The organism is Mucilaginibacter phyllosphaerae, assembly GCF_004378255.1.
GTDB lineage: Bacteria > Bacteroidota > Bacteroidia > Sphingobacteriales > Sphingobacteriaceae > Mucilaginibacter > Mucilaginibacter phyllosphaerae.
In genome coordinates, this window is sequence record NZ_SNQG01000001.1 from 595,213 (window position 1) to 610,846 (window position 15,634).

General features: G+C 44.5%; 17 protein-coding genes. 7 read left to right on the top strand and 10 right to left on the bottom strand.

Features of this window, described 5'->3' with window-relative positions:
* Positions 1-21: 21 nt before the first annotated feature.
* Both E2R65_RS02340 and E2R65_RS02345 read left to right on the top strand, forming a co-directional pair.
* Positions 22-558, top strand: coding sequence for an RNA methyltransferase (locus E2R65_RS02340; RefSeq protein ID WP_134334859.1), 537 nt, complete (start codon positions 22-24; stop codon positions 556-558).
* 94 nt (positions 559-652) lie between these two features.
* Complete coding sequence (locus E2R65_RS02345) at positions 653-1,324, top strand: YdeI/OmpD-associated family protein (protein WP_134334860.1); 672 nt, start codon at positions 653-655, stop codon at positions 1,322-1,324.
* A gap of 133 nt (positions 1,325-1,457) precedes the next feature.
* Here E2R65_RS02345 and E2R65_RS02350 read toward each other — a convergent pair whose 3' ends face one another.
* Positions 1,458-2,120 (bottom strand): PH domain-containing protein, encoded by a 663-nt coding sequence (locus tag E2R65_RS02350; protein WP_134334861.1) that lies wholly within the window; start codon positions 2,118-2,120, stop codon positions 1,458-1,460.
* Between the two features lie 86 nt (positions 2,121-2,206).
* Positions 2,207-3,193 (bottom strand): long-chain-fatty-acid--protein ligase, encoded by a 987-nt coding sequence (locus tag E2R65_RS02355; RefSeq protein ID WP_134334862.1) that lies wholly within the window; start codon positions 3,191-3,193, stop codon positions 2,207-2,209.
* Between the two features lie 156 nt (positions 3,194-3,349).
* Here E2R65_RS02355 and E2R65_RS02360 point away from each other — a divergent pair, with 156 nt between their 5' ends.
* The gene (locus E2R65_RS02360; protein WP_134334863.1) at positions 3,350-4,024 is read left to right on the top strand and encodes a lipid-binding SYLF domain-containing protein; all 675 of its coding nucleotides are present in this window, start codon (positions 3,350-3,352) and stop codon (positions 4,022-4,024) included.
* A 204-nt stretch (positions 4,025-4,228) separates the two neighbouring features.
* Here the strand turns inward: E2R65_RS02360 and E2R65_RS02365 are convergent, their stop codons facing one another.
* The 3 genes from E2R65_RS02365 to E2R65_RS02375 all read right to left on the bottom strand — a co-directional run bounded on the left by E2R65_RS02365 (position 4,229) and on the right by E2R65_RS02375 (position 7,963).
* Positions 4,229-4,567, bottom strand: coding sequence for a hypothetical protein (locus E2R65_RS02365; protein ID WP_134334864.1), 339 nt, complete (start codon positions 4,565-4,567; stop codon positions 4,229-4,231).
* A gap of 4 nt (positions 4,568-4,571) precedes the next feature.
* Positions 4,572-7,004: a penicillin acylase family protein gene (locus tag E2R65_RS02370; RefSeq protein ID WP_134334865.1), complete on the bottom strand. Its 2,433-nt coding sequence runs from the start codon at positions 7,002-7,004 to the stop codon at positions 4,572-4,574.
* Between the two features lie 395 nt (positions 7,005-7,399).
* Positions 7,400-7,963 carry a thermonuclease family protein gene (locus tag E2R65_RS02375; protein WP_134334866.1) on the bottom strand — a complete coding sequence of 188 codons (564 nt, stop codon included), beginning with the start codon at positions 7,961-7,963 and terminating at the stop codon, positions 7,400-7,402.
* 234 nt (positions 7,964-8,197) lie between these two features.
* On the opposite strand from E2R65_RS02375, the gene E2R65_RS02380 reads away from it, so the two are divergent.
* On the top strand, positions 8,198-8,452 hold the full coding sequence (locus E2R65_RS02380) for a (2Fe-2S) ferredoxin domain-containing protein (RefSeq protein ID WP_134334867.1): 255 nt from the start codon (positions 8,198-8,200) through the stop codon (positions 8,450-8,452).
* On the opposite strand, the gene E2R65_RS02385 is transcribed toward E2R65_RS02380, so the two are convergent.
* Together E2R65_RS02385 and E2R65_RS02390 are read right to left on the bottom strand one after the other, a co-directional pair.
* Entirely contained in the window at positions 8,449-8,979 is a 531-nt protein-coding gene (locus E2R65_RS02385) for a ferritin (RefSeq protein ID WP_134334868.1), read from the bottom strand. The two genes, E2R65_RS02380 and E2R65_RS02385, sit on opposite strands and share 4 nt — an antisense overlap.
* Positions 8,980-9,103: 124 nt before the next feature.
* Complete coding sequence (locus tag E2R65_RS02390; RefSeq protein ID WP_134334869.1) at positions 9,104-9,472, bottom strand: hypothetical protein; 369 nt, start codon at positions 9,470-9,472, stop codon at positions 9,104-9,106.
* A gap of 99 nt (positions 9,473-9,571) precedes the next feature.
* Here E2R65_RS02390 and pgmB point away from each other — a divergent pair, with 99 nt between their 5' ends.
* Both pgmB and bla read left to right on the top strand, forming a co-directional pair.
* Complete coding sequence (gene pgmB, locus E2R65_RS02395; RefSeq protein WP_134334870.1) at positions 9,572-10,222, top strand: beta-phosphoglucomutase; 651 nt, start codon at positions 9,572-9,574, stop codon at positions 10,220-10,222.
* Between the two features lies 1 nt (position 10,223).
* Positions 10,224-10,952, top strand: coding sequence for a subclass B1 metallo-beta-lactamase (gene bla / locus E2R65_RS02400; RefSeq protein WP_134334871.1), 729 nt, complete (start codon positions 10,224-10,226; stop codon positions 10,950-10,952).
* A 3-nt stretch (positions 10,953-10,955) separates the two neighbouring features.
* On the opposite strand, the gene E2R65_RS02405 is transcribed toward bla, so the two are convergent.
* Positions 10,956-11,321: a hypothetical protein gene (locus E2R65_RS02405; RefSeq protein ID WP_134334872.1), complete on the bottom strand. Its 366-nt coding sequence runs from the start codon at positions 11,319-11,321 to the stop codon at positions 10,956-10,958.
* A 179-nt stretch (positions 11,322-11,500) separates the two neighbouring features.
* Here E2R65_RS02405 and E2R65_RS02410 point away from each other — a divergent pair, with 179 nt between their 5' ends.
* Positions 11,501-12,721: a multiheme c-type cytochrome gene (locus tag E2R65_RS02410; protein ID WP_134334873.1), complete on the top strand. Its 1,221-nt coding sequence runs from the start codon at positions 11,501-11,503 to the stop codon at positions 12,719-12,721.
* A gap of 11 nt (positions 12,722-12,732) precedes the next feature.
* Here E2R65_RS02410 and E2R65_RS02415 read toward each other — a convergent pair whose 3' ends face one another.
* Positions 12,733-14,286 carry an FG-GAP repeat domain-containing protein gene (locus E2R65_RS02415; protein WP_134334874.1) on the bottom strand — a complete coding sequence of 518 codons (1,554 nt, stop codon included), beginning with the start codon at positions 14,284-14,286 and terminating at the stop codon, positions 12,733-12,735.
* A gap of 22 nt (positions 14,287-14,308) precedes the next feature.
* The gene (locus E2R65_RS02420) at positions 14,309-15,628 is read right to left on the bottom strand and encodes a vanadium-dependent haloperoxidase (protein WP_134334875.1); all 1,320 of its coding nucleotides are present in this window, start codon (positions 15,626-15,628) and stop codon (positions 14,309-14,311) included.
* Positions 15,629-15,634: the final 6 nt, after the last annotated feature.

Here is a 15,634-nt window from a genome sequence, read left to right on the forward strand (position 1 = left end):
TTACTGCCTAATGATCACCAAATGCGCAAACTGAAACTTGACGAACTGAACCGTGCCACTGTAGCTGAATTTAAGGCACAGGATAAATTGCCTGTGGCTGTAGTGTTAGATAATGTGCGCAGTATGCATAACATCGGTTCTATCTTCCGCACGGCAGATGGGTTTGCGGTAGAGCAGGTATGCCTTTGCGGTATTACAGCACAGCCCCCGCACCGCGAGATAGAGAAAACTGCATTGGGGGCAACGCAATCCGTTAACTGGCTATATTACAAAACCCCCCTGCAGGCAGTAGAGGCCCTGCGCACTGATGGCTACAAAATAATTGCCATTGAACAAGCCGAGAACAGCACCATGCTCAATACCTTCGCCCCTGCCCATAACGAAAAATATGCATTGATATTCGGCAATGAGGTAAACGGCGTAAGCGACGACGTAATGCAAGCTATTGATCTCTGTATAGAGATTCCCCAATTTGGCACCAAGCATTCATTCAATATTGTGGTATCAGCGGGAATTGTTCTGTGGGATTTTTTCTCTAAGATAGTTAACGGGGAATAGTCCATAGTCCATAGTCCATAGTCCATAGTCCGAATTTTATGGATTATGAAAAGTTTGCTATTTTGCAGCTACCATCAACTATTATGTACAAACTATGAACCAGCCCAGCCCACTTGCCAAAAAACTGCTTATGAAGCCCGGCCAGCACTGGCTGATCAGCAACGCCCCGGAGGATTACCTGGCAACCCTGGAACCATTACCTGAACGTACAAGCTTATCTTACAGCCCGCAAGGTACCTTTAACGGGATACAGGTGTTTGTAAAAAACAGTGCAGAACTGGCCGCAGCGCTGGTGCTGTTAAAACCTGTTTTAGCAGATGAAACCGTGTTATGGGTAATTTATCCTAAGAAAAGCTCGGGCATCAATACCGACCTGGAAATGATGAGCGGCTGGGATGTGGCCAAGCCTTACGGCCTTCGCCCCGTGGCCTCTGCTGCGATCAATAATATCTGGACCACCCTGCGCTTCCGTCCACAGCACCTTGTTAAACATTCTGACGCCGGTAAGGAAGCCATCCGAAAAGAAAACGATTATTCCGCTTATATCAACGTAGATAAAAAACAAATTACCCTGCCTGCTTATTTGCATAAAGCACTGATGCAGCAACCCGTTGCTATGGCTAATTATGATAAATTGGCCTGGTCTCACCGTAAGGAATACGTGGTTTGGATATTAAGCGCCAAACAGGAGCAAACCCGCGCCAACCGCATTGCCAAAATGGTAGTAATGCTGTTAGCAGGCAAAAAGAACCCGTCGGATAAATAGCTATTTAAAACTTTTTAATCTATTGCTCCACACTTACTACAAAATCAAAGTATCCCTGGTTGTTAGTATAGTCAACATCATTTACAGCAAATTGTAAAACGCCATCGGCAGGCATTACAAAGGCACGGCTATCTTAAAAATCGCTCAATAGCTCCACCTTTTTGTGGTTGTATTCTTCCTGCGAGATCAGGCCGCTTTCGAATAATGTTTTAAGCCTTTTTAGTTTTTCGGTAAGCTCATCCTTTTTAGGTTCTTCTACCGGGGCAACAGGCGCAACGGGCGGCGGTGCCGATGCAGCAACAGGTTGTTGTGGTGCGGCAACAGGCTGATATGCTACCTGCGCAGCATGGTCGATGTTTAAGGCACCCGATTCGGCACGCTTTTCTTCCAATTCGCGCAGGCGGCGGGCTTCGCGTTCGGCCTCTTTACGCTCCTGTGCATATTGGTAAAGCTTACGGGCCTGTACCTTTGGCAGGTAATCTACCCCCATTTCGGTACCTATGGTAGTTTTAGCGCTAAATACGGCACCAATGATCTCTTCCTTGGTAAAAACATCTACAATATCCTTCCATACAAAATCAACAAATTTTATGGACAGGCCCAAGTTTGCCGGCGTAAAAAACAGAATGCGTTTGTTGGTTAGCGCAATACAATCCGGAAAAAGGTTTACGATGGGCTTTTTTTGTACCGCTATGTATAAAATCTCCTCGCCGGTTGTAAGCAGGTCAACCAAACGGCTGTACACTTTTTCAACTGCTTTCGGGTCTTGCTCGTCGCGTAAGAATTTGTCTATCATGATATTGATGTGTTCTTGAACAGGCAAAAATAATAATATTTATTTAGCCTCAACTAAATCTATCTTTTTAAGCTTTGGGATGAGGCCTAAGCAATAAGTAAATTACAACCCCTGATATCCGAATTATCAAAGCGGCCAATCACCTCAAAAGAGTTATCTGCAAAAACCTTACCCAGATCTTGCGTGGCGATGAACGAGCAGGAATTGATATTGGCCAGATCGATAATATTAATCCCGCCGGTTTTGCCTGTATCTACCAAAGTAAACGGATCATTGGTATCGCGGGTAATGATCTTCATCCAGGGCGGGCAGTTAAAAATGCCCTCTCCTTTAGAGTATGCCTGCGATAAAAGCTCGGTCATCCCGTATTCGGAGTGGATAGCGCTTACACCAAAGCCGCTGCAAAGTACAGCATGCAATTCCTCGCGAATCATTTCTTTACGGCGGCCCTTCATCCCTCCTGTTTCCATCACGATCAATCCAGGAAAATCTATCTGGTAAGTATCCACAAAATCTAACAGGGCAAAGGTTACCCCAATGAGTAAAGTGGGCTTGCCGGCCTGCTTTTGCTGCTGCAGTTTGGCGTAAAGTTCCTGATGGTTGTACAGGTAAAAACCGCTTTCCTCATCGCCCGATTTGAGGATCAGATCCTGCGCCATATAGATCAAAGATGACCCCTCGCGCTCCAAGTAGGCAGGCAGCAAGGCCAGCACCGTATAATCCTTTATATCGCCGTAAAATAAACCAAATGCTCTACGAAAACTTTCTTCGTACCAGATTACATCAGTTACATGATGACGGCTGGTAATCATTCCCGTGGTGCCCGAACTGGTAAAAACCGTTTCATCGGCACCGGCAGAACTCACTACTTTGTGATTTTTAAAGAATTCCACCGGCAAAAAGGGGATCTGACCAACCTGCCTTACTTCGTCCGGGTCGAGTTTTAATCCGCCGATAAAAGTTTTATAAACCCCGCAGTTTTGCGCCTGATAATGAAATACCTGTAAGGCAATCTCATCAAAATCATCCTGGCTGGTTATGGCGAATACCTGCTGTTTATCCGGCTTTATCATACTGCAGCAAAGATAATGCGAATTTGCAGATGTGCACAGGTGTGAATATGCAGATGAATGTAATAATTGCAGACCCCGCCTGATGCATGTTAGTTTTCTACAACAAATAATAAGAAACGGAGTTATACAATCAATAATTTACAACATACATCAACTATGAAAACATTAAAATTTTTAAGTCTCCCGCTGTTACTGAGCGCTTTTTTTATACTGGCATCTGCCAAACCTGCCGATGATAAAGGCACTGCTAAAATTAACGATGCAACCAAGGTGATCAAAGCGTTTAGCCAGATGAAGGAAAGCATCCCGCACGAATTGATTGCCGAATACGAGGGGATAGTTATCATCCCCAAACTGATCAACGCAGGCTTTGGCATTGGCGGCAAACGCGGCCAGGGCGTTGCTATGGTTAAACTGGCTAACGGCAAATGGAGCGACCCGGTTTTTATTACGCTTACCGGCGGCAGCATTGGTTTCCAGATCGGTGTACAATCGGTTGATATGGTATTGGTGTTTCGCAATAAGGGCGTTTTAGCCAAGGTAGAAAGCGGCGACTTTACCATAGGCGGCGATGTATCGGCAGCAGCAGGCCCGGTTGGCCGCAGCAGTACCGCCAGCACCGATTATAAATTACAGGCCGAGGTTTACTCTTACTCGCGCAGCAAAGGTTTATTTGCCGGTATCAGCATTAATGGCTCTAACCTGGCTATCAACAAAAGCGCTAACGAAGCCTACTACGGCGAAGCTACCGCATCTGCAGATATCTTTGCCAGATCATCAGACAAAACTGCAGCCGTTACTGCTTTAAAAGCTACTTTGAACGCTTTATAATTATAGGATAAAAAATTTATAAAATGGCCCAACCAGATAATGGTTGGGCCATTTTTGTTATTAAACAGAACGCTTAATGTATTTGGGGTAGAAGTTATAAACTTCGACGACTGGAGAATATATGCTGCCGCGAGATTAGCGCAGCGTATCTCGTGGCATAGCACAAGGCAAGCTTTCAGCTTGCGTCAGCATGACTATATTACCTCATCCCTTCTCAAACGCCCTTTTTACTAACCAGCCCGACAATGCCGACATCCCGCCTGCTAAACCGCCTATTAACGCGGTTACGGCCAGCAGCGAACCCCAGTTGGGTAAATGGAAAACATGCGCCACGCGGATAGCCAGGATATGCTCATTAGGGAAACTTTTTAATAACGCCAACGCTATCCATGCTAAAGAGATGCCGCAGAAACCCGACCAAAATGCCCAGCTTGATCTTTTGCCGAAGATGAGTGCGGCACCAAAGGCCATGATGCAGCCTACCCACCAGGGGAACAGGTAACCGCAAATAAACGAGAGTAGTAATATAACCGGGAATAACATAGATTTATTTGCTTAAGGTTAATGTTCTTTTTATTCGGGTGGAGTTTTGGGTTGCCGATTGCAGGAACAGCAATTCTTTCAGCTTACCATCTTGCCAGGTTTTAAGCATGTCATCATAAAAGAAGCTGCCGGGGTTGCCAGATTGCCCGCCCGGGATAATGCCATACCCTTTAACCTGCGGCCCCAATTGCACCACCATTCGCCAGGATGGGCCATGCCCGTCAATCAATGCATTTACGGTTGAGCCGCTGCCGCCGCTGGCAAAATTACCTGAGCCTAAGCCAGGCACATTGCCCAGGTGCTTTACCTCAAAAGGTTTTACATTGCCCCATCGCCATGCCTTGCCCATATTGCCTTGCTCTTTTATCAACTCATTAATAGCAGCAGTAAACGAAGCCAGGATAATATCTGAAGCAGCTTCTTTAACAGGTGTATTTTTGTTATCAAACCAAACGGAGTTTGGCTCCTTCATAAGCAGGGCTTCGGTCCTGTCTGCAGTTGGGTAGTACAATAATTTATCCTTATCCTCAAAACTATCGCGCCAGGTAAAGTTGTAAAACTTATCCCACCATGTACTAAAAATGCTTGCCCCTAAAGATTTTACGCCATAAAACCTATCCCATTTCTTAAGCGTATCTAATGCAGCCAGTTGCGCATCATCCAGTTTACTGGCATCCAGATACTTCAGCATCGTTGGCAAAATATCCTGCGCACGGATGCTGTAATAATCCATTTGTAAAACGCGCATGCTATCTGCGGTTGCCTTGCTCATGGCGGCAAGGCGGTCATTTATCCGTTTGCCCCGTTCATAGCCGGCAAATTTCCAGTTAATATAGTAGGGATAGGTTTGATCTGTTGAAGATTGATTAGCCGAGCTTACAAAACCACGCGGCGGGTTTTTAACTGTAGGGTTTTGTTCGTAAGGGATCCAGCCCTGCCAGTCGTTCGCAGGGTTGCTTCCATCCATTATAAATTTACCCTGATCCTTATATTTTAGCGGAAGCTTACCGTTTGGTGTGATGGCAATATCGTTATCTGCAGATGCAAAAATAAAGTTTTGGGCAGGTGCGGTGTAGTACCTTAATGCCTGGCGATAATCGGTGTAGTTTTTTGCCCGGTTAAGCAGGTAAAAGGTTTTAAACTCGTCGCTCTCATCATGCGCTATCCATCGCAGTGCATTGCCTACCGGCACGTTTATACGGCCTTTTTTTGCCATAGCGGCATTGTCATAAACAACAGGGCCATGGTGGGTGTATAATACGGTATCTGTAACCGCCTCTTGGCCTAATATCTTAATGGTTTCTATCTTACGCTCAACCTTGTTCCATTTGTTGTTATACCAATACTCGTTACGGTTGGCATCTTTAAATTTTATCTGGTACCAATCTAAAATATCGGCATCTACATTGGTTACGCCCCAGCTTACTTTTTGGTTGTAGCCAATAACAATACATGGCGCGCCGGGCAGGGTAACGCCATATACATTTACACCCGGGGCTGTCATCTGCATTTGGTACCAGATAGATGGCAGCGTAAGGTTCAGGTGCGGGTCGTTTGCTAAAATAGGGTAGCCGGATGCTGTTTTAGTGCCACTTACCGCCCAGTTGTTACTACCTATCCCTTCTACCCTATCTTTATTTTTCATGCCTGCTAACATCTGTGCTTTAAATGCTGCAGGTGGTTGTGGCACAGGCAAGGGTTTAAAATCCCATTTTGTTCCTGCCGGGATGATAGGGTCCTCGTGCATCGGGTAATCCGGAAACAGTTCATTCGTAACCTTTGCACCAAACTTATCCAATACATTGGTCATGGCTAATTCATTGCTTCCCCCTGCCAGGGTTTCGCTCATCAGCTTTAACAGATACGCCGAATTAATAGGCTTCCATTCCTCGGGGGCATAATTAAGCAGCTTAAATTCTATTGGGTAGCCACCCGGCTTTAATTGCTTAATGTAGGCATTAACTCCGTCACTATAAGCAGTAATTACCTTGCTCATTACCGGGTCCTTTATTATTCCCTGTAGGGTATGCTGTGCCCCCAAGGTCATCCCCATGCGGCGATGATAACGATCTACCTCTAAAGCTTTTGGCCCAACCACTTCAGATAGGCGACCTGCTGCACTGCGTGTTTGAATATCCATTTGCCACAGGCGGGCCTTAGCAGTTAAGTACCCCTGTACATAATACAGGTCGTGGTCGTTATCTGCAAAAATGTGGGGCACCATATTCTCATCAAACTTAACAGTTACCTTGCCTTGCAGGCCCTGCAGCTTAAAGTCTTCCTCGGGAATAATGTTCTTACTTTCGGCATTTTGCCAGAAACCGGTTGATGGGTTCAGAAATTCGCCCAACGGGGGGATATCGCCAAACTTGGTTTGCAGCGCCCAGATAAGGGCCAGGGTAATTACAGCAGATAGAACGGCCTTAAATACTTTCATGTAAACATTTAGTGATTAATGAATTAGTGATTGGGTAATTTGCCTTAAATCAGGCTTATCATCGTACTAATAATATTTTAGCAAGTTACATAAAACCCAACTTAAAGATTTGACAACTTTTAAAAAGTTGTCAAACCAAACTGCTTCTATAAGCTTAAAAGTTGCCTGATCTACACTCAAAGATTTGACAACTTTTTAAAAGTTGTCAAATTAAACTACTTCTATAAGTTTAAAAGTTGCCAGAGCTACACTCAAAGATTTGACAACTTTTAAAAAGTTGTCAAATTAAACTGCTTCAATAAGTTTAAAAGTTGCCAGAGCTACACCCAAAGATTTGACAACTTTTAAAAAGTTGTCAAATCTAAAAACGCTTAAATTTTCCAATCTAAACGCTTCTAAAACGCCACCGTATCGCGCTTTTTACGGACCCTGCGCTTTTTATAATGCCGCTTGGGTTTGAGCGCCTTTTTTTCTACCCTGTTGGTTTTTGCTTCTTTCCTGAAATTCCATGGCGGGGTTGGGTTAGCCTCCTGCCACAGGCCCAGCCGGCTTTGCCGGGCGTGCTGCTCCAGCATAGCCAGTTCCATACTTTTAGAGTAGGCGCGGTATTGCCAGGCATAACCTTGTTTTACCAGTTCGTGGTTTACAATGGTGCCGTTCTCTAATTCCACTTCGCCTACGGTACGGCCATAACGATCGTGCTGATTACCTGTTAGCTTCACTTTTTTGCCAAAGCACAGGTTTGAGGTGAACTGTTTTGCCGCCTGCCCAAATGCCTGGCTTTTCTCAGGCGCATCTACCTCGGCAAGGCGCACCGTGATACTTTGGTTATCGGGCGATAGCAGCACCAGTGTATCTCCGTCTTTTACACCTACAACTTTATAAAGGGTTTCGCTTCTGTTACAACCAATAGAAGATGCCAGCAGGATTAAATAAAACAGAAAGGACTTTTTGAGCATAGCGCTAAGATATCAATTTGCCGTTTTACCACACATTGCAAAAAAGGAAACTGCATAGAAATACATGATCAACTGATCTGTCACCACGACTTGAAAACTCGCGACAGCGTTAATCTGATCTCGGGGGTTTGCAACCTGCACCATTACCAGGTGAGCCTGCACAGGCTTATGAAATAACCGCGCATCTCAAAAATAAAGCTGATATTTGTGAGTTGATATTATAAAGAAATAAAAATGGGGAAATTTACCGTACCGGATAAAGTGCTGTTTGTATGTACAGGTAGCAAATGCGCAAAAAGAGGCGGCAAAGATTTATATAAAACAGCTAAAAAATACGCCAAATTTGGCAAGGAGGAAATAGAAGTGATCCGTATAGAATGTACAGACCGATGCGATTGGGCACCGGTCTGTACAATGTCTCCGGGGAATACCTGGTTAAAAGAGTATTCGGAGAAGGATGTTTTAAAGCTTTTATTAGCTAAGGACTAAGCTTCGCTGTCGTATTTTATTTTACCAACGTGCTTGTCAATTTCCCAGCGGCCGGTACCTTCTTCGCCAATAACTTCAAACAATTCCAGCGCGCGGCGTGCTTTATATTCTTCTTCACGCTGCTCTTTCAGGAACCAGTTTAAAAACTCGTTGGTTACGTAATCCTGCTCTTTTAAGCATTGCGCGTAAATATTTTTTATAGATTGGGTTACACTTACTTCCTGGTCAAGCGCATCTTCAAACACCTCGCGAAACGAGTTGTACTCTTGTTTGATGCCGCTAACGTCCGGAGAAATGGCGTTACCGCCCATATCTAAAATGTATTTGTAAAACTTTAGCTGATGCTCTCTCTCTTCTTCCGCTTGTTTAAAAAAGTAATCTGATGAAAAGTCAAAGCCATTACGGTTACACCATGATGCCATTGCTAAATATACAGATGATGAATAAGCTTCTTTTTTAACTTGCTGATTTAAAAGTGTCTCTACTTGTGCAGAGATCAGGCTTCTGATACGGATAAGATCTTTCATGATAATATTATTTTAGAACTATTTAAACAGGGCAACAAGCGTGCCGACTTAAATAATTATACAATAATACTGCTATAAATGGCTTACAGTTAAAATATTAACAATATGAATTCAGTCTAAATTACTATACTGCAATACGATACAGCCTGTCCTGCAAAATCTGGTTTAGTTGCAGCATAACAAAGGTGCCTTCCAGTATCTCTTTCAGGGCGATGATCTGTAAAAGGGTAAGGATATAAGTATGGTCGCAGGCGCAGATAAAGATGATCTCTACGTCGGGATCTTTAGTGGTTTCTAACAGTTTGGCTTCGATATCCACATTGTAAACCGCTTTTTTAAGCTTTAACAAACAACGATAATCAAACCTGGCAACTTTGCCGGCAAAATCAACATACCAGCAACGCTCGGCATCGCTTTGATATACAGCACCTTTTTTGGTAGCAAATACATCTACCCAGGTATTAGTTTGTGGAGTTGTTAGTGTTGTAACCATATCAATATCACAAAGAAACGCACTATTTGTAATTAATCCAAATAATGTTAATAATTTATTTATAATGATTATTGACAAGGCAAAATATACCTTTACAATATGAATATTAAAGCCTGCATATTTGATCTGGACGGTGTTATTGTAGATACAGCTGTTTACCATTATAAGGCCTGGAAGCGCCTGGCTAATGAAATGGGTTTTGATTTTACCGAGCACCAAAACGAACAGCTGAAAGGCGTTAGCCGCATGGCATCGCTTAACCTGATACTGGGATGGGGTAACATCAATAATAAAACTACCGAAGAGAAGGAGTTACTGGCCACACAAAAGAACGAATGGTACACCGAAATGATCGGTAAAATGACACCTGCCGAGATCTTGCCCGGCGCGCGTGAATTTGTGCAGGCCTGCCGCAATGCCGGGTTAAAAACCGCTATAGGGTCTGCCAGTAAGAACACCCCTACCATATTAGAAAAATTGCAGCTGGTAAATTTATTTGATGCCGTTGTAGATGGCAACAGCGTAAGCATTCCAAAACCCAACCCTGAAGTATTTTTAAAAGGCGCAGAAGCCGTAGGCGCCAAACCGGCTGCCTGTGTGGTATTTGAAGATGCCATTGCCGGAATAGAAGCTGCTGTAAACGGTGGCATGAAAGCTATAGGTATCGGTTCGGCAGATACTTTAACCCAGGCAAACTTTGTGGTAAGCGGTTTGGATAAAATGACATTAGCGATGCTGGAAGAATTATAAAATGAGATTGCGCGCCCTGCTCCTTTGCCTGCTATCTTCGGCAGCGGCCTTTGCCCAAAAGCCGGTGAAAAATATTGAGTTAAGGCATCTCACCAAAAGCTATTATGTATGCGTATCCTATGGTTATCCGCCGGATAGCGATGAGCCTTTTCCGGCAAATAGCTTAGTGGTGGTGACTAATAAGGGAATTATTTTAGTAAATACGCCCTGGGGCGAGGAGCAAACCCAACAATTGGTAGATAGCGTTAAGCACCGCTTTAACAAAAAAATAATTTTTTGTGTAGCCACCCACTTTCATGACGACTGCGTGGCCGGGTTTAATGTATTAAAAAAGCAGGGCGCCAAAACTTATAGCAGCAAACACACCTATGCCCTGGCTAAAAAAGAAAATAACGAGTTGCCGCAGTACACCTTTGCACACGATACCACATTTAATATTGCCGGCGTAAGCCTGCAAACCTATTACCCCGGCGCAGGCCATACGCGGGATAACATTGTGGTTTGGCTGCCGCAGGCACATGTGCTTTTTGGCGGCTGCCTGGTTAAAAGTTTAGATGCCAGTACCAAAGGCTTTACCGGCGATGCCGACCTGAAACACTGGCCCCTGGCTATCCAGAATGTTGCACGTAAATTCCCAGCTGCGCAATACGTTATCCCCGGGCATCAGGGCTGGCAGGGGGGTATAAATCAACTCGGCCATACCCGGCAGTTAATTCTCAAAGTCGATTGATCATTACAGTTTAGCTTTAGTTTTAACAATTTGCTTTATCGCTGTGGCAACAAAAGCCTGTTGCTCATTACTTAGGGTAGTTATTTTACTATCGCCGTTAAACGCGTAAGTAATGTGGCCCTTTTTATCCTCTTCGGCTTTAAACTCGCGGCCATTTTGTTCAAACTCCAGATACCCGCCATCTGAGATGTGCTCGATGCCGGCTCCATCTTTTGTAAACACTATCTGGCCAGAGTATTTGATCTTTTGCGATTCGCTGTCTGTTCTGTTTACAATGGTGGTTGTTTTGCCTCCTTTGCAGCCAAATGTCCCCATAAGCATTACTAATGCTATGGTAAATAAACCTACTTTTTTATTGCGCTGTTTCATATCTTTTTAAATTGAAAACAAAGTTAAACAATACATAGTACAATGCAATGCATAGTAGTATATTTTTTACAATATATTTTACAAGCACTTAGTTTAAACTCATTCAAAACAAAAAAGGCATATTAGGCAGTAATTTGGCTAATATTTGCTATACTTAGGTTTATAAACCAATAAGCGCTATGTGTAAACGGAAGTTGCTGCTGTTACCACTTTTTCTGTTCCCGCTGGTGATTATCTTAACGCAGTGCTTAAGTACTAAAAAAGAAATTACCGACCCACGCGGCGCGGCTTACGCGGGGGCTAAAACTTGTATCAGCTGCCACAGCAGTATTGCCGGCTCCTACCTGCATACAGCGCATAATATCGCCTCTTCACCTGCATCAGCACAAAGTATCCACGGCAGCTTTTCGCCGGGGTTTAACAGTGTAATTTATAACAACCACACCAAATTGTTAATGACCACTGCCGATAGCGGTTATTACCAAACCAATTTTGTGAACGGCCAAAAGGTAGAAAGTGCCCGGATAGATATTGCCATGGGTGGCGTTAAAGGCGAAACTTATTTGTATTGGAAACAGAACGAACTATTTCAGCTCCCTGTATCTTTTGATAACACCAATAACCGCTGGATAGTAAGCCCGGGTTACGATACCACCATTGCCAGTTTCGACAGGATGATCAACATCCGCTGCATGGAATGCCACGCTTCGTACGCCAAGACAGAACAGGGACTAGTACCTAGCTTTGGCGGTAACGCTATTGGCTTTGACAAGGCATCGGTAATACTGGGTATTGATTGCGAACGCTGCCACGGGAGCGCTAAACAGCATGCAGATTTCCAAACGGCTAACCCCACAGTTAAAACCGCAAAATACATTATCCGGATAAGTAAATTAACCCGCGGGCAAAAAACAGATCTTTGCGGCACCTGCCATTCGGGCACGCAAACTATTAATTCAAAATCGATTTTTGGTTTTACGCCGGGCGATAAACTTACCGATTACAAAAAACACGAACCCAACGCCGGGCCCTTAGACCTTGCCCATATGGATGTACACGGCGACCAACTGGACATGCTTAAAACCAGCAAATGCTACATCAGCAGCAAAATGGATTGCAATACCTGCCATAATACCCACCGGAATGAACGCGGCAGTGCACAGTTATTTGCCCGGCGCTGTCAAAGCTGCCATAGCAGTACCGGCCATAATATTGTTTGTAAAATGGCTAATCAGCTTGATGCCAAAATATTGCAGGCCAAATGCATATCCTGCCACATGCCAGCCTTACCATCCAAAGCAATTGTAAATCAGCAAAAACCGGTGATGATACATACCCACCATATTGGCATATACCCTGATGAGATCGCCAGGTTAACCGAATATCTGAAAAAGAAATAAACTTTAACCTGCTATTTTTTGATGTGATTCTCTAACACAATAAACGGCTGATGCTCATCCCAGGCCGGTGCAAAATTTGGCTGGAATAAAAAGCCGCTTGCATAGTTGCCCAGTATAATATCCGGCTTGCCATCTTTATTCACATCGTTTACATCCATATTCATCCAGCGGCCGTATTGGCTAACCGGTACCGCGTGCGGTTTAAATTGCATGGGTTTATCCTGCTCAAAATATATAAACTCCTCGGCGGGGTTATTCTTCATATCGGCAAAAAAGGCAATGGCAGCAATATCCGGGTCGCCATCCTGATCAAAATCAGCAGCGATGGCTTTGGTTGCGCCGTTTATAGGGTAAAACCAGGTTTGTTTAAAATGATAGTTGCCTGTGTTTTTATAAATATACAACCCATGATAAGGCTTCAGGATGCGCGAATCCCTAAAATTATAGCCGCAGGTATAGATCAGTTCGGCGTTACCGTCATGATCCAGATCAGCCAGCTGGAAACTTGTAGAACCATACACCGGCGGGAAACGCAGCAACTGCCGGCTGGTAAAGTCTCCCTTTTTGTTGTTTAAAAACAGCACCAGGCCTTCATCAATGGCGCCAAACAGCACCATCAGGTCCGGGTAACCGTCCTTATTAAAATCCTGCGATACGGCCTGCACCGCCCCCGGCCTGTCTGTTATGGTAAACTGCTTTGCGGCTTTACCGCCGGCATCTAACTTAATTAAATAAACACCCCCCTTTTTATATCCCTGGCCCAAAACAATCAAATCCTTTTGCCCATCCTTATCCATATCAACACTAAGGGTTTGTACCGGCCGGGGCAGGTCAATAGCCACTTCGCCGGTTGTAAGTTTGGCCTGGCCTAGGTTGGCACCATATATTTTACCGTTCGCAAAATCAACAGGATCTATCCGGCCGATGCAGGATAACAGCACGTTGGGCTTACCGCCTGCATCCGTACCAAAGTTTGCATTTACTGCCGCCGATGGCAAGCCGGTAACCTTGCTTACATTAAGCTGCTTATCCCACTCGGTAAGGGTGTTGGCTACCAGGTCGCTGGTGTAAATATTCCCGGTTGCCGGGTTAGCGGCTACCAGTGTGGTAAAGGCAATATCTATTGTTTGGGCAGATTTTTTAAGCGTGAACCCTGCCCAGTCTGCCTGTAGTTCAACAGGGTGCCTGGCCGGTAGCAGGGTATCGGGCGCAATTTTGTTGTAGTAATCAACTATGGCCTGCCAGTGTACAATAGAGATACCGGCTGTATCTTTGGGCTCTTTATAAAATGATGGGCCGTAGGTACCGATGCCCAGGTAAGCTGCCATATCCGGCAGGATATGCATGCGCCATACATTTTTAGTTAGCGCACCGGCAGGCACAAGCGAATGGCATTTGGTACAATGCAATTTTACCAGGTGTTCGCCATCGGCTATCACGTTACCGGTTAGCTGGTAATTTGCCGCGCTTTTACTTTTACAGCCATCCAATGCCGTGCTTAATGATAATAAGGCAACTCCCGATAATAAAAAAGAAGAAAATATAAAGGTGCGCTTTAGTTTCATAACCTATAGATAACTCCGGATATTAGTTTTGCAGTTTTAGCGTATTCCAGATAAATTCACCAATCCGGCGGCCTTGTTTAGCGCCCTGGTCTACACTGTTTTTGTAATGAATGCCCCCGTAAAACCTGCTGATGGAGGTTTCGTCTGCCGCTTTAAGGAATGATTTAAAATGGCGCTGCATGCCAATATAGCGCAGATCGCTGGTATCGTCGTACTCAAAATCATCGCCAAAAAGATGAGTTAGTATCACCGCCGAGGCGCCGCTGATATCGCTGTGGCCGCTTGGGTACTCGGGGAATGGCGGTGTTTGCAAATAGGGCAGCCAGGTATGGTCTATCTTATCATTTATCACCGTAACGGGGCGAATGTATTCTGTAGTGTATTTAACCTGCCAGCCGCATATAAAGGCATCATACAGGGCAATAGATGTTAAGGCGTAGGCCTGCGCTGTTTTTACCGCATCGGCCTTGGTTTTTTTGCAGGCAATGGCCGTAATGCCAATCCAATGGCCGCCGGGGGTTATCTTTTTATTTACAAACATCATGTGCCCGTTATGCTGGATCACAAAGGGGTTATCATCCCAAAATTTGGCAATGGTTATCTGCTCGGGTGTTAGCTTTTTACTTTGCTCGTACACCTCCAGGTTTTGCTTAAAATATTCGCTGTTTTTATCTTCGCTGTAGGCGGGCGGCGGCGGCAATGCAAAATCCGACGACGATTTAACAACAAAGGTTTCCATCGTACCCCAGCAAAACTCCACACCATCTAAATAATCTGGGGCGGTTGGGTGCCATTTGCCGTTATCGCTGCTCCCCAAAAAACGGGGCTTACCCCTTGTTTTGGCATAATTATCAAACTTTGCACGGGCCAGTACGCCCTTCCCTACCTGCTCTCCAAAAGCTACAGAACGCGCAAAGGTAGAATCGTCCAGGTTATCCTTATACATGGCAAATACTTTGTCCTCATACCTTTTTAAGGTATCTACAGAAAAAGTAACTTTATGTGCAACTGTAAAAAATGCCTTGGTAGCCGCCAGCGCATAATTATACATTAACCCTTTTTTAGGTACGGGCATCGTTTTAAAACCATTTAGCTGGCTAACTATCGATCTGTATCTCGGGTCCTGAAAACGCATAGCCTCATAGGCAGCAAGCGAAGTGTACCCATAAATACGGCTTGCCACCGGGGGGCTAAATACATCGTAAATTATTACCTGGGTTAACTGGTCTACATTTTGATGCAATACATCGGCATCACTTTTAAGCGCTGCCTTTTGCTTTTGCTTACAGCTTATGGCCAGCAAACAAAATATAAGTGCAGTTAAAACCTTAAAGTTTCTCATGGTTAT

Bases quoted from the DNA above. Each gene is read 5' to 3' on its own strand.
- bla (WP_134334871.1), top strand. From the start codon at position 10,224: ATGAGATTGCGCGCCCTGCTCCTTTGCCTGCTATCTTCGGCAGCGGCC.
- E2R65_RS02355 (WP_134334862.1), bottom strand. From the start codon at position 3,193: ATGATAAAGCCGGATAAACAGCAGGTATTCGCCATAACCAGCCAGGAT.
- E2R65_RS02350 (WP_134334861.1), bottom strand. From the start codon at position 2,120: ATGATAGACAAATTCTTACGCGACGAGCAAGACCCGAAAGCAGTTGAA.
- E2R65_RS02345 (WP_134334860.1), top strand. From the start codon at position 653: ATGAACCAGCCCAGCCCACTTGCCAAAAAACTGCTTATGAAGCCCGGC.
- E2R65_RS02410 (WP_134334873.1), top strand. From the start codon at position 11,501: ATGTGTAAACGGAAGTTGCTGCTGTTACCACTTTTTCTGTTCCCGCTG.
- E2R65_RS02405 (WP_134334872.1), bottom strand. From the start codon at position 11,321: ATGAAACAGCGCAATAAAAAAGTAGGTTTATTTACCATAGCATTAGTA.
- E2R65_RS02360 (WP_134334863.1), top strand. From the start codon at position 3,350: ATGAAAACATTAAAATTTTTAAGTCTCCCGCTGTTACTGAGCGCTTTT.
- E2R65_RS02340 (WP_134334859.1), top strand. From the start codon at position 22: ATGCGCAAACTGAAACTTGACGAACTGAACCGTGCCACTGTAGCTGAA.
- E2R65_RS02375 (WP_134334866.1), bottom strand. From the start codon at position 7,963: ATGCTCAAAAAGTCCTTTCTGTTTTATTTAATCCTGCTGGCATCTTCT.
- E2R65_RS02380 (WP_134334867.1), top strand. From the start codon at position 8,198: ATGGGGAAATTTACCGTACCGGATAAAGTGCTGTTTGTATGTACAGGT.
- pgmB (WP_134334870.1), top strand. From the start codon at position 9,572: ATGAATATTAAAGCCTGCATATTTGATCTGGACGGTGTTATTGTAGAT.
- E2R65_RS02390 (WP_134334869.1), bottom strand. From the start codon at position 9,472: ATGGTTACAACACTAACAACTCCACAAACTAATACCTGGGTAGATGTA.
- E2R65_RS02420 (WP_134334875.1), bottom strand. From the start codon at position 15,628: ATGAGAAACTTTAAGGTTTTAACTGCACTTATATTTTGTTTGCTGGCC.
- E2R65_RS02385 (WP_134334868.1), bottom strand. From the start codon at position 8,979: ATGAAAGATCTTATCCGTATCAGAAGCCTGATCTCTGCACAAGTAGAG.
- E2R65_RS02415 (WP_134334874.1), bottom strand. From the start codon at position 14,286: ATGAAACTAAAGCGCACCTTTATATTTTCTTCTTTTTTATTATCGGGA.
- E2R65_RS02365 (WP_134334864.1), bottom strand. From the start codon at position 4,567: ATGTTATTCCCGGTTATATTACTACTCTCGTTTATTTGCGGTTACCTG.
- E2R65_RS02370 (WP_134334865.1), bottom strand. From the start codon at position 7,004: ATGAAAGTATTTAAGGCCGTTCTATCTGCTGTAATTACCCTGGCCCTT.